12 protein-coding genes are annotated in these 12,495 nt (G+C 56.7%); 3 read left to right on the forward strand and 9 right to left on the reverse strand.

What is annotated here, in order from left to right; genetic code table 11:
* Nucleotides 1-82: 82 nt before the first annotated feature.
* From FA92_RS00915 to FA92_RS00940, 6 genes are all read right to left on the reverse strand, one after another.
* Nucleotides 83-1,192, reverse strand: coding sequence for a M20 family metallopeptidase (locus FA92_RS00915; RefSeq protein ID WP_033784484.1), 1,110 nt, complete (start codon nucleotides 1,190-1,192; stop codon nucleotides 83-85).
* Nucleotides 1,192-1,947 (reverse strand): glutamine amidotransferase, encoded by a 756-nt coding sequence (locus FA92_RS00920; protein WP_033781704.1) that lies wholly within the window; start codon nucleotides 1,945-1,947, stop codon nucleotides 1,192-1,194. The genes FA92_RS00915 and FA92_RS00920 overlap by 1 nt, the downstream gene beginning before the upstream one ends.
* Before the next feature lie 12 nt (nucleotides 1,948-1,959).
* Complete coding sequence (locus FA92_RS00925) at nucleotides 1,960-3,039, reverse strand: phosphotriesterase-related protein (RefSeq protein ID WP_033781706.1); 1,080 nt, start codon at nucleotides 3,037-3,039, stop codon at nucleotides 1,960-1,962.
* A gap of 3 nt (nucleotides 3,040-3,042) precedes the next feature.
* A complete protein-coding gene (locus FA92_RS00930; protein WP_197061477.1) occupies nucleotides 3,043-4,044 on the reverse strand; it encodes an ABC transporter permease in 1,002 nt (333 codons plus the stop codon).
* Between the two features lie 22 nt (nucleotides 4,045-4,066).
* A complete protein-coding gene (locus FA92_RS00935; protein WP_162470140.1) occupies nucleotides 4,067-4,813 on the reverse strand; it encodes an ATP-binding cassette domain-containing protein in 747 nt (248 codons plus the stop codon).
* Between the two features lie 376 nt (nucleotides 4,814-5,189).
* On the reverse strand, nucleotides 5,190-6,212 hold the full coding sequence (locus tag FA92_RS00940) for a LacI family DNA-binding transcriptional regulator (protein WP_033781712.1): 1,023 nt from the start codon (nucleotides 6,210-6,212) through the stop codon (nucleotides 5,190-5,192).
* Nucleotides 6,213-6,536: 324 nt separating this feature from the next.
* Here FA92_RS00940 and FA92_RS00945 point away from each other — a divergent pair, with 324 nt between their 5' ends.
* Complete coding sequence (locus FA92_RS00945) at nucleotides 6,537-7,487, forward strand: substrate-binding domain-containing protein (protein ID WP_033781715.1); 951 nt, start codon at nucleotides 6,537-6,539, stop codon at nucleotides 7,485-7,487.
* Here FA92_RS00945 and FA92_RS00950 read toward each other — a convergent pair.
* A complete protein-coding gene (locus FA92_RS00950) occupies nucleotides 7,480-8,361 on the reverse strand; it encodes a ribokinase (RefSeq protein ID WP_033781717.1) in 882 nt (293 codons plus the stop codon). The two genes, FA92_RS00945 and FA92_RS00950, sit on opposite strands and share 8 nt — an antisense overlap.
* A gap of 28 nt (nucleotides 8,362-8,389) precedes the next feature.
* On the opposite strand from FA92_RS00950, the gene FA92_RS00955 reads away from it, so the two are divergent.
* Nucleotides 8,390-9,235, forward strand: coding sequence for a BtpA/SgcQ family protein (locus tag FA92_RS00955; RefSeq protein ID WP_033781718.1), 846 nt, complete (start codon nucleotides 8,390-8,392; stop codon nucleotides 9,233-9,235).
* 315 nt (nucleotides 9,236-9,550) lie between these two features.
* Here the strand turns inward: FA92_RS00955 and FA92_RS00960 are convergent, their stop codons facing one another.
* Nucleotides 9,551-10,180 carry an NAD(P)-binding domain-containing protein gene (locus FA92_RS00960; RefSeq protein WP_033781720.1) on the reverse strand — a complete coding sequence of 210 codons (630 nt, stop codon included), beginning with the start codon at nucleotides 10,178-10,180 and terminating at the stop codon, nucleotides 9,551-9,553.
* 102 nt (nucleotides 10,181-10,282) lie between these two features.
* On the opposite strand from FA92_RS00960, the gene FA92_RS00965 reads away from it, so the two are divergent.
* On the forward strand, nucleotides 10,283-11,191 hold the full coding sequence (locus FA92_RS00965; RefSeq protein ID WP_033781722.1) for a LysR family transcriptional regulator: 909 nt from the start codon (nucleotides 10,283-10,285) through the stop codon (nucleotides 11,189-11,191).
* A 9-nt stretch (nucleotides 11,192-11,200) separates the two neighbouring features.
* Here the strand turns inward: FA92_RS00965 and FA92_RS00970 are convergent, their stop codons facing one another.
* Nucleotides 11,201-12,481 (reverse strand): DUF445 domain-containing protein, encoded by a 1,281-nt coding sequence (locus FA92_RS00970; protein WP_033781723.1) that lies wholly within the window; start codon nucleotides 12,479-12,481, stop codon nucleotides 11,201-11,203.
* Nucleotides 12,482-12,495 lie beyond the last annotated feature (14 nt).

Genomic DNA, 12,495 nt, shown 5'->3' on the forward strand with positions numbered 1-12,495 from the left:
GAAAAAGGCCGCCTCTCAGGGCGGCCTTTTTTATGGCACCGTGCGCCAGTGTATTCGTCCAGCGGTCTGATGCCTCCCTCCTTTACTTCATCCAGTCGTTAATCAACGCACCATATAACACCTCGGCTTCCGCCAGCCGGCTCAGCAGGCAGTATTCATTAGTCTGGTGTGCCATAGATGGCTCGCCGGGTCCGAGGATAATGCAGGGCGGTGTACCCAGTGCGGGCAACAACAGTGACGCATCAGTAAAGTAGGGCACAATGCGCGGTGTCAGCGGGGCGTCATGTAACGCCTGACAATGCTGATAAACAGAATCAATCCAGGCCTGATTCTCGTCGCTCAGCACCGCCGGCAGATCCACCAGCGTCGTCACCGTTACGCTGTCTCCCAGTAAGGTTGTCAGTTGCTGACGAATGGTGGCGTGCTGCAGATTGGGTGCGCTGCGGATATCCACGTCAAAATGTGTGCGATCGGGCACCGAGTTAATGTTCAGGCCGCCTGCAATGCGTCCGACGTTAATGGTCGGCTGCTTCATCAGCGGATGGGGTGCGCCAGGTGAGAAGTGCTGAATCTTTCCCAGTGCCTCCGCCGCCAGATAAATGGCATTGATGCCCAGTTCCGGCATTGCGCCATGGGCTGTTTTCCCGCGGGTTTCACAGCGTAGCCATAGTGCTCCTTTGTGGCCGATAACCGGATAGTTGGCGGTAGGCTCGCCGACAATCAATGCGCCAATATCGGGCAGGTCAGCGGTATCAATCAGCGCCCGCGCGCCGTCACAGCCCGTTTCCTCCCCACCGGTGATCAACAGCACTACGCCGGAACCCTGCAGAATCGCCTGCTGATTCGTCACGCAGGCAACAGCAAACGCCGCGACAGCGGCCTTCATGTCACTCGACCCGCGCCCGTAAAGTCTGTCACCCACGATTTCACCGAAAGGATCGTACTGCCAGTCAGCATTGCCGAGCGGGACGGTATCCAGATGGCCGGTAAACGCCAGCTGCGGTCCGGGCTGACTGCCAGGCAGACTGGCCATCAGGTTCAGGCGGTTTTCACCGAAGGAGGACAAGGTGACGTCAAAGCCCTGTTCCATCAGCCAGTTCGCCAGAAAGTGCATGCAGGCCGCTTCATTGCCCGGTGGATTAATGGTGTCAAAGCGCAGCAGCTGCTGCGCCAGCGTCTGGCTTTGGCTCATCATCCGCGCACCGTTAACCAGTCCAGACAGTTGATCCACAGCTGGCGATAACCCTGCCACCGGGCAAATTCCTGCGGCAGCCAGTGCGCAGACATATCGCTGGTCCAGACCAGTGAGCGGCCCTGCTGATACTCGCGCACCGCCAGTAGCGGATGTGACGTACCATTAATGGTTGCCAGCAATGTGCCTTCAGGGTGCATTTCTACTTCGTTATAACCCAGCAACCACGGCCATTCGTCTGGCATATCGGTGAACAGCGCGTGGGATTCCGTCACGCTGGGGTAAACGCCTTCGGGCGTTTCGATACGGTCATCCCAGGCCAGGCAGCGCACCGGCAGGACTTTCTCAACTGCCGTGTTGCGATAGCGCGCGCCGCCATTAATACCCTGAAAACTAAAGTAGCCGCCCACCATCATCAGCGCGCCGCCCGCGGCCACATAGTCGTGAATCAGCGTCAGACGGTTCGCCGTGCGCTGGCTCTTCAGCCAGGTATCCGGGTGCAGCAGCAATGTATTCGCGCCGATGTCGGAGAGAATGATCGCGTCCCACTGCTGAAGCCCGTCCGGTGTTAAAGGAAACTCGGTGGCAGCAGCATGGGCGGGCATGTAGGTAATGGCATAATCACTGTCGGCCAGCGCCGCCATAAAGTCGGTTGCGCCATTATGCCAGGTAGCGGTGGCAAACTGATCGAAGCCTTTGACGTGAACAGACGTGCTGGTCCAGGACTCGCCGACCAGTAAAATTTTCTTCTGCATTACGGTTCTCCCTTACCCACCAAAAACGCGCTGTGGGTTAGCAATCAGTAAGGTTTCAAGTTGTTCGCCGCTCACGCCGTGGCGTTTCAGACGCGGAACAAAATGTTTAAGGATGTAGCCATAGCCATGACCGCCGTAGCGGGTCAGCATGGTTTTCAGGAACACGTCCTGCGACAATAAAATCTGTTCAATAAAGCCGTCATCGATCAGCTCGCGAATAGCACGGGCATTCTCCTCATCGGACGGTGACTGTGCGGACTCGTCGGCATAGTAATAGCTCATGCCGATCATGTCGTACTCCAGAAAGGCTCCGCGCTGCGCGAGTTCGCGCTGGTAACGTTTGTCGGCGAAGCTGGGGTTCATGTGACACAGCACCACATGGCGCAGGTCTGCCCCTTCATCTTCAAGGATATCCAGCACCTGATGGCCTAATCGTGCCCAGCCGGGCAGGTGCACCTCAACCGGCACACGTGTCGCGGCACTGGCACGGCCCGCCGCCCGCAGGGATTTCTCCTCGTCGGGCGTAAAGCGGCTGGACACGCCAATCTCGCCAATCAGGCCAGCCAGCACCTCGGGTTTTTCCTCCCTGCCGCCGAGGTCGTAAATCAGCTTCTCAGTCAGGGCTTCGATGCTGATCGTTTTCACCCAATCCGGATGCGACGGTTCCAGATATAACCCGGTGCTCATGATGATATTCAGCCCGGTCAGGCGTGCGATGCGTTGCAGTGCTTTGGGATCGCGGCCAATGCCAATATTAGTGGGGTCCACCACGGTATCGCCGCCCAGCGCCCGGAACTTCATTAGCTCCTCAACCGCTAAATCGACATCAAACAGCTGGCAGTTATCGCGGCTGATGAGGGGATTAAGCGACAGCTCGCCCAGGTTTTCGATGCTGACGGGCAATTCCGCCAGATGACGATCGCTACAGCAGCAGGGCGGCACCCATTTGCCGGAGGCATCCAGCAAAATATGTTCGTGCATCAGCGTCACACCCATCTCACAGACAGGTAGCGGGCCGAGTACGGTCATCACATAGCCACTGTTAATGCCCAGCGGCAGGGGGTCAGGATGACGAAAAATCGAATGTTTCATCAGCTATCCTTTCGCCGCTGATCGCGTCGGGTTGAGAATGCGGGTGTTCAGCCAGATCGCCAGCAGAATAATCGTACCGGTGGCGATCTGCGTGTAAAACGGGGAGATATGCGACAAAATCAGGCCGTTCTGGATGATGGCAATCGACAGCGCGCCTAACAGCGTGCCAATAACGGTGCCGAAGCCGCCGAACAGACTGGTACTGCCCAGCACCACCGCAGCGATCACCTGCAACTCAAAGCCTTCGCCCTGATTAGAGGATCCGCTGCCGAGACGGGCGGTGATGATCATGCCCGCCAGCGCTGCCGCCATGCCGCTGAGGATGTAGACCTTCATGGTCACGGCTTTGGTGTTAATCCCGCTACGGCGTGCGCCTTCCGCATTCGCGCCAATCGCCGTGACATAGCGACCAAAGCGCATATGGTTCAGCACGATATGGCCGACCACCAGCACCACGATGCCAATCAGCGCGGGCATCGGAATGCCCAGCACCCAGGCGCGTCCCATCAGGGCAAACAGGCTGTCGGCAGGGATAGGAATGGAGTAACCCTGGGTGACCAGCAGCGCCACGCCGCGCACCACCGCCAGCGTCGCCAGCGTGACGATAAAGGCCGGGATGCCTTCGTAAGCAATAAAGAAGCCGTTGATGGCACCGACCAGCGCGCCCAGCAGCAGACCGCCCAGCAACACCACCGGCCAGGGCAGGCCCCAGTTATTCAGGGCGATAGCGGACAGCGCGCCGACCAGCGCCAGTGTCGATCCCACCGAAAGATCAATCCCACCGGTGGTGATCACCAGCGTCATCGCTGTGGCGACGATCAGCAGCGGCGCACTCTGACGAATGATATTCAGCCAGTTCGCGCTGCTGAGAAAGTTGCCGGTGATCAGGGAAAACACCACGCAGCAGAAAACGAAAAACAGCGCGATGCTGACCACGCCAGAGTGGTTGTGCAGAAGGCGACGCGGCAGCGAGTGCTGTGCCATACGGGAACTGCTCAGATTCATAATAGTCATCCTGTTACCTCGCTCAGTGCGCTGCGGCCGAGCGGGCGACAAATTTCTCACCCACGATCAAATTGACGATCTCGGTCAGATCCGTTTCGGCCACCCGGCGCTCCGCCACGTTGGTGCCCTCGTACATCACCATGATGCGATCGCAGACCAGGAAGAGATCCTGCAGGCGATGCGTGATCAGGATGACACTCACGCCACGTGCCGACACCCGCCGGATCAGCTCCAGCACCGCCTCTACTTCGGCGACGGCCAGCGCGGCGGTGGGTTCATCCATGATCAGCACTTTGGGATCGAAGGCGGCGGCGCGCGCAATGGCAATCGCCTGGCGCTGCCCGCCGGATAAATTGCGCACCAGCAGTCGTGTGTCCGGAATAGAAATCCCCAGTCCCTTCAGCATCTCCCGTGCGTCAGCGTGCATTTTCTCTTCATCCAGAAACGGAATGCCGAGAATCGATTTCATCGGCTCACGTCCCATAAACAGATTGCCTGCCACATCGACGGTGTCGCATAGCGACAAATCCTGATAAACCATCTCGATATGGCAGCGGCGTGAATCCGCCGGGTTGCTGAAATGCTGAGCCTCACCATCAATACGAATCGTGCCGCTGGTCGGTACGACCGCACCTGACAGCACCTTGGTCAGGGTGGATTTCCCCGCACCGTTGTCGCCCACCAGGCCCAGTACTTCACCCGGCGCCAGTTGCAGATTGACGCCGCGCAGAGACCGTATCGCGCCATAGGTCTTGGTAATATTCACCATCTCTACCCGTGTCAGGGCAGTTTGTGCTTGCTGCATGTGATTACTCCCATCACCATTAACGGGACCGTTACTCTGTATGCAAAAAAGGGTTATCCGGCACGGTTTACGCCCATGTAAACCGGTTTACCCGCAGAATAAAACCTTTGTCACAACACACAGAACAACACGCTACAACGATATTTGTTTGCCGGGTAAGACATTGCAGCTTCCGTGCCAGCCTGGGAACAGGCGCTACACTCGCGGTCTAACCTTTTGTAATGAAGAACATTTAAATGTTAACTTCAGGTAAACCGGTTTACTTACTATAATGCTGAGAAATTAAAAAGCGCGTTATTTGCGCTAAAACTGTGCGCTTTTGCGCCATTTCGGGACGTTGTTAACACATTTGTATTGAATCGCGCGCTACCCATTCCACTGGCAGACGGGTTTCGGCGGGGACGGGGAGGTCGTCATTCAGAATGCGCAGCATGATCTCTACCGCCGTGCGGCCCAGTTCACGGGCGGGCTGGCGGATGGTTGAAATACGGGGTTGGGTAAAGTCAGCATAGGTCGCGTCATCAAAGCCGACCAGCGACAGCGCGTCGGGCGCGTTGAGTCCACGCGCGCGCAGGCCATCCATCAATCCCAGCACGAGAAAATCGCTCGCGGCAAAGACGGCAGTAGGGCGTTTAGCGCGGCTAAACAGCTGTTCCAGCGCCTGTTTACCGAACTCACGCTGGTATTCGCCGTACATCACCCATTCGGGCGGGATACACAGGCCAGCCTGCTCCATAGCGGTGCAAAACCCCTGGAAGCGTTCGCGCACACTCATCAGTTCGTCCGGACCGCCGACAAAGGCGATATGCCGGTGACCCGCAGCGATCAGCTTTTCGGTAGCAATCCGGCCACCCTGAACGTTATCGACAAACACCTTGGGCACTTCGCTGCCAGGAATGTCCTCATCCAGCAGCACGATGCGCTGGTGGCGGTTAATTTCTTTGCACAACAGGCCGTTATCAGGATGGTTGGTGGTAAACAGCAGGCCGTCTACCTGGCAGGTATCCAGCCAGCGGATAAACTGGCTCTCTTTGTCTGGATGGTTGCGGGTAATACACAGCACCAGGCTGTAGCCATGGGCAGAGGCGGCTTCTTCGGCGGCATCTGCCAGTTCGGCAAAGAAGGGATTGGTAATATCAGGCAGCACCAGCCCCAGGGTTTCACTACCGCCCTTACTCAGGCGGCGTGCCAGGCTGTTACCGCGATAATCCAGTTGACGAATCGCCGCTTCGATACGGTTAATCGTCTCCTGCGGCAGCATAATGCTTTGATTCATATAGCGGGATACGGTCGCTTTAGACAGTCCAGCCAGCGCTGCGACATCGGATAACAGCACCCGTTTTTTACTCATATCACCTGCCATCTTGCCCGGAATCGGCTCTCAGTTAACACCGTTGCGCGCAGCGAATACAGTTTTTCCCTGCCCGCTGACGATAAAATAATCGCTTGACAAAATTTAGCCAAAAGCGAATGTTAAAGGCAGTTTACCGCATTACCCGGGAGTCACTCCCAAACCCGATTAATCCCTTTCACACGTGCACCATAATGGACGGTGTGCAGAAAGTCGATTATTCAGGTTCTGGCTCAAGCAGCCATTCAGACGATATTTGCCCGCCAACACTATTCCCTCTGCATTTCGATGCGGAGATCAACTGGTTATCGCTCATTCCCGACGAGGAATTTTAAGATGATGGCATTTAACACCAGAAAACTGCGTGCTGTTGTGCTGGCAACCGGCTTACTGTCTGCGGGTTCTTTATTTTCACTGGCGCAGGCCGCTCCCACTTATGCGCTGGTTCAGATTAATCAGCAGGCCCTGTTTTTTAATCAGATGAATAAGGGCGCCCAGGACGCAGCAAACGCCAGCGGTAAAAAGTTAGTGATCTTTAACGCCAACGATAATCCTGTGTCGCAAAACGATGCGATCGAAAATTATATTCAACAGGGCGTGAAGGGTATTTTGGTGGATGCGATTGACGTCAACGGCATTATGCCAGCCATAAAAGAAGCGGCCGCCGCTAAAATACCGGTGATTGCGATTGATGCGGTATTACCGGCGGGCCCTCAGGCGGCGCAGGTGGGCGTGGATAATCTGGAAGGCGGCAAAATTATCGGTAAATATTTTGTCGACTACGTGGCGAAAAGTATGGGCGGCAAAGCGCGACTGGGCATTGTGGGCGCGTTGAATTCAGCCGTGCAGAACCAGCGTCAGAAAGGGTTTGAAGACACCATTAAGAGCAATCCGGGCATCACCGTGGCAGATGTGGTTGATGGCCAGAACGTGCAGGATACCGCAATGACGGCGGCAGAAAACCTGATGACCGGTAACCCGGATTTAACCGCTATCTATGCGACCGGTGAACCGGCACTCCTGGGGGCGATTGCTGCCGTTGAAAACCAGGGCCGTCAGAAGGAGATCAAAGTCTTTGGCTGGGATCTGACGTCAAAAGCCATTAGCGGCATTGATGGCGGTTATGTCGAGGCCGTGCTGCAGCAGGATCCGAAAAAGATGGGTGAAGAGGCGGTTAAGGCCCTGAACGCGCTTACGTCGGGCAAAACCGTGTCAAAAACCATTCTGGTGCCGGCCGCGGTGGTCACCAAAGCCAATGTGGACAGCTACCGCGCGATATTTAAGTAATCGCTGACTCGCCGCCTGTCTGGAGCAGCGCGGCGAGTTCCTCTGTGGTGGGGAAGGCCTGTAGTGTGCCATGACGGCTGACGGTCAGCGCAGCAGCCTGACTGGCATGAGTCAGTGCTAATGCATCAATTTCACCCCCACGCAGGATCGCGGACGCCAGCATCACGGCCAGAAAGGTATCGCCTGCGCCGGTGGTATCGACGGCATTGGCGGGTTGTGCCGGGTAAAACGTTCGCTGGTCGCCTTGTGTCAGCCAGGCACCCGCGCTACCGAAGGTGGTCACTAACGTTGTCACTGCGCGGGGCTGCAACTGTTGCGCTTCGTGCTGATTGACCACGGCGATATCCACCAGCGGCCAGCAGGAGACAAAACCGGCGTGCACGGGTGAGGGATTAAATACAGTGATCAGGCCGTGGGATTTGGCCAGGCTGAACAGCGCATAGGTTTTATCGGGCGAGAAATTGCCCTGCTGCACCAGCAGATCGCCCGGACGCGCGCTGGCAAGATGGTGCTTAAGCGTATCGATGTCCAGCGCATCTGCCGCCGTTGTACTGGTAATAATGGCATTATCGCCATCGGCGCTGTGCAGAATAAGCGAGGTATCGCTCAACGCAGTCATGGGCTGCGTGGGCAATAACGTCACGGGCTCGTTCATGAGCTGCTGACGGATCCATTTTCCATTACTGTCATAACCGGTCGCGGCAATTAAATAGGTTTCAATGCCGCAACGGGATAAAAGTATCGCCTGATTCGCGCCTTTACCGCCGATATCCTGCGAACGTTGATAACCGTGAACAGAGGCGCCCTTAGCCGGAATATCTGTGACAGACCAGGTTTCATCGACAGTAATATTACCAGCCACATAAACACGCATAGTGTTTTCCTGAACAGGATAAGAAGCGATGGTTGCTATATCAGCAGAAAAAATTGATGCAATACAAGCGATATTTTCACGCCCTAAAGCAGTTATTGGCGTCATTCACTGTGACCCTTTTCCGGGGTCACCAAAATATCGCGGCAAACCCGTCAGCGCGATAATTGATCGTGCATTACGTGATGCGGAAAACTATATTCTTGGCGGCGTTCACGGCCTGATTGTGGAAAATCATGGCGATATTCCTTTTTCAAAACCTGAGGATATTGGCCCGGAAACGCCGGCGCTGATGGCGGTAATTACGGAAAAAGTGCGGGAGCGTTTCGGCGTGCCGCTGGGCATTAACGTGCTGGCGAACGCCGCACTACCCGCTTTCGCTACCGCGCTGGCGGGTGGGGCAGATTTTATCCGCGTCAATCAATGGGCCAATGCGTATATCGCCAACGAAGGCTTTATTGAAGGGGCTGCCGCAAAAGCGCTGCGCTACCGTAGTCAGCTGCGCGCCGAACATATCCGGGTGTTCGCCGACAGCCACGTTAAGCACGGCAGCCATGCGATAGTGGCCGATCGCTCCATTCAGGAGCTGACCCGCGATGTCGATTTCTTCGAAGCGGATGCGGTTATCGCCACCGGACAACGTACCGGTGACAGCGCCACGCTGGAGGAAATCGACGAGATCCGCGCCGCCACCACTTTGCCGCTGCTGGTGGGATCGGGCGTGACGCCTGCCAACGTCTGCCAGATTCTGGAACGCACGCAGGCTGTCATTGTGGCCAGCGCGCTCAAAGTCGATGGCGTCTGGTGGAACGATGTGGATCGGGACAGGGTAAAACATTTTATGGCGGTGGCGCAGGCTGCGCTGGATCAGGCGTAGCCGCCGTTTATCACCTGGCGCAGACCACAAAAAACCCTGCTGTTGAGGCGTAATGCTTGTCAGTTAAGCTTTTAAGAACGCCGCAGCGGGTAACGCTGCGGTTTCTTTTTTACCGCCCGCGGATAATGCTTCTTTAAGGATTTTCACTCAGCCACTGGATCGTTCAACCGATCATTTCTGTCTTAACTGATCGGCATTACGCGAAAGCGGCCTTTTTAGTTGGCTAACCGTGCCAGCTCAGGGAGCATACGTTTATTAGCCGTCTTCGACTGACGGTTTCAGCCGCTTTTCTCTATACCCACAGGCTGTTTATGCTTAGCGCCGGGTGGTCTCCAAAAGTGTCCTGATAAGTTGTTCTCTGTTGAGTGCGACACAATAGGCGGGTGTCGCACGCTCGAAACGCCAGCCTTCCGCTAACGCGCCCGCATCCACCGCATCAAACCCAAAGGCATCATAAAGCGCCGTGACGATAGCCTTTCCTTCGCTGTCATCTCCCGCCAGAGGTAGCGCCTGACGGTTCCCATCGCCCGGGGGCAGGCCCTGGGTTTCCAGATCGGTCATGCGGATGGCATTAAATGCCTTGGTGATCCGGCTGCCGGGAAGCTGGCGGGCAAGCCGTTCACTGGTGCTGATGCCACCACTAAGTAGCTCTTCGATGTCGCCATCGCGGTCGGGATAGTAATTGACCGCATCAAGCACGATTTTTCCCCGTAACTCCGCTGCCGGAAGTTGCTCAGTTGCCGTGAGCGGCACAGCGATCACGACCACTTCGCCGAAGTTTGCAGCCTCGGTGGCAGTACCGGTTTCGCAACCAATCATCGGTTTCAGACTGAACAGCGTTCGTGGATCACGCGAGTTGCTGAGCATCACCTCATGTCCCGCTTTAATTGCCAGTTTTGCTATCGCCCGGCCAACAAAACCTGCGCCAATAATGCCTATTTTCATGGGTTTTTCCTCGATGAGTTTTCACGTCCTGACCTTAATTAAAAACAGGAGGTGAATAAACCGACAAACGGACGCAATATAAACAACCAAAAGGAGGGAATGATGGATCGACTTACCAGCATGAAGGTATTTGTTACCGTTGCGGAATCAGGTTCGTTTGCCGCCGCCGCCGGGCAATTGCTCATCTCACCGCAAATGGTGGCGAAGCATATCGCGGCGCTGGAGAGGCATCTCGGCACGCTACTTCTGCATCGCACCACGCGACGACAAAGCCTGACGGATGTGGGCCGCAACTATTACGAACGCTGCAAAATCGTGCTGGCAGAAGTGCAGGAAGCGGATGCGATCGCGCTGGATATGCAGCAGCGGCCATCCGGTACGCTGAAGGTCAGCGCCCCGGTCACCTTTGGTTCTTTCAGCCTGGCGCCGTTTGTGACCCGCTATCTTGATCGGTTTCCTGAAACGCAGGTCGATCTTGAACTCAGCGATCGGCTGGTTGATCCCTTTGAAGAGGGTTATGAGGTGGTGATCCGGATTGGTGCGCTGGCGGACAGTTCGATTATCGCCCATCCGTTGCAGCCCTATGAGCTGATAGCCTGCGCGTCACCCGCCTATCTGGCGCGGCGCGGCGTTCCTGCCACGCCAGCAGATCTGGAGAACCACGCCTGTCTCGTTTATGGCATCTGGTCACCTTCAAAACCCTGCCGCTGGGTGTTTACCCGGGCGGGTAAGGTCGAAGAAGTACATCCGCAGGGGAGAATGCGATCAAATGACTGGAAAGCGCTCCTTCATGCGGCGCTGGAAGGCTATGGCATTACCCTGGGACCGGCCACCATTCTGGCTGAAGAGATAAGACAGGGACGACTGGTCCAGGTGCTACCCGATTATGCCGGGCCAGCACGTCCCATGCATGTGCTAATCCCGGCGGGCCGTCGCCAGACGGTGAAAATCCGCAGCTTTGTTAAGGCCATCATCACCGAGTTTGGCCTCTATCCACCTGCATCCGGCTAAACCAGGCGGTTATCGGCTCAGCAGCGGGAGTAACTGGGGCAGCTGCGACAGCAGATAGAGAATGAGCCCGATGGTGCCGCCGACCAGCGTACCGTTGATGCGGATAAACTGCAGGTCCTTGCCGATATTGAGTTCGATCTGCTGCGACATGTCGCGCGCATCCCAGCTCTTCACGGTGTCGCTGATGTGACGCGTCAGGAAGCTGGCAAACTCCGGCGCAACGCTGCGCGCCGCCTGTTCCAGATGCTGGTTCATGGAGTCACGCAGCGCCGGATCGGCCGCCAGGGTTTCGCCCAGCCACAGGGCCGCACCGCGCACTTTCTCCTGCACCCGCGAATCCTCACTGCTCAGATCCGCCTTGAGCCAGTTACGCATATCATTCCACAGCTCGCCAATGTAGCGATTGAACGAGGCATCCTCTTTCAGCCAGCCCTTAATTTCTTCGGCGCGCTCCGCCATTTCCGGGTCGGTCTGCAGCTTAACGATCAGTTTATCAACCGCCCGGTTGAAGCCGAGGCGCAGCTCATGGCCCTGATCCAGCGCCACATCATCCAGCAGGGAATCGACCGCATTGGCCACCAGCTCGGCGCTGTGTTCGCCCAGCCATTCGGTCGGCAACATTTTGGCTTTGATCGGATGCTCGCGTTTGAGCCAGCGCACCAGCTGCATCGCAATAAACTCGCGGGTGCTGGGTTTATGCAGCAGCTTCAGCAGCTGTTCAATGGCCGCATCCAGCAGCGCCTGATGACGGTTATTTTTGGTGAGGCTCTCCAGCACCATGGCGCTGGTCTGGATGAGATCGACCTTGTCGATGGCGCGATGCACGGCGCGGCGCATAAAGGTCTGGATCCGCGCGTCATCGGTCAGATCAAGGAAGCCGCGCATCACCTGCAGCAAATGGCGGCCAACGCGGTCGGCATTGCCCGGCGCATTCAGCCATTGTGCCAGCAGGTTTGAAGGATCGTGACGGCGAATCAGATTCAGCAGAGAGTCGGTATCAAGAAACTTCTCCTGCACAAAGCGCCCGAGGTTTTCACCGATACGATCTTTGTTGCGCGGAATGATGGCGGTATGGCGCGAGATAAAAGGCACCGGCACGCGCCGGAACAGCGCCACCACCGCAAACCAGTCCGCCAGTGCGCCGACCATTGCGGCTTCTGCAATCGCTTTGACGCCGCTGACCCAGAAGCCGGGCGGCAGGAAAAGGGTGACGATGAAGGTCGCGGCGGCGAGCAGCAACAGCAGCAGCGCCAGACGTTTCATCCGTTTGAGTTCGTAGTGTTTATCCATAACCTGATCTTAGC

The sequence above is a fragment of the Pantoea sp. 9140 genome (assembly GCF_000745295.1).
GTDB lineage: Bacteria > Pseudomonadota > Gammaproteobacteria > Enterobacterales > Enterobacteriaceae > Pantoea > Pantoea vagans.